The organism is Streptomyces chattanoogensis, from assembly GCF_001294335.1.
Classification (GTDB): Bacteria; Actinomycetota; Actinomycetes; order Streptomycetales; family Streptomycetaceae; genus Streptomyces; species Streptomyces chattanoogensis.
Map to the genome: position 1 here is coordinate 1 of NZ_LGKG01000062.1, position 476 is coordinate 476.

1 pseudogene is annotated in these 476 nt (G+C 71.0%); it reads left to right on the top strand.

The features are described 5' to 3' along the window. Positions 1-476, top strand: a pseudogene (locus ADL29_RS08985) (plasmid transfer protein TraB); the annotation flags it as partial.

Genomic DNA, 476 nt, shown 5'->3' on the forward strand with positions numbered 1-476 from the left:
GCGTGCGGGTGCCCCGGTATGCCGTACCTGGTCGGCTGGTTCGAGGAAGCGGCGAACACCCTGCGGGCCGTCGATGACGACGCGTTCACCGGCATCGCGCAGGAAGCCCGTTCGGCCGGCGCCTCCCTGGTGGTCTCGATGCAGCGCGCGAGCGGCTACCAGATCAGCACCGACACCCGGGCCTCCCTCCCGTCCGCACTGTGCATGGGCGTGGACGAGCGGGACGCCGGTTTCGCCCTCCCGTCCGAAGTGCTGGACGCGGGCGCCAACCCCGGGGCGTGGGGCAACAAGCGGCCCGGTTACTGCTACCTCGTACAGGCCGGGGTGGACGAGGAACTGTGGTCGACCCCGAGCCGGACGTTCCGGAACAACCCCGTGACGCTGGAGTGGGTCACCCGAGAGTTCGCCTCGGTCCGGATGCCCGTGGACGACGTGACGGCCACCGCCGCCGCCTCGGTCGCCGGACAGATCTACAC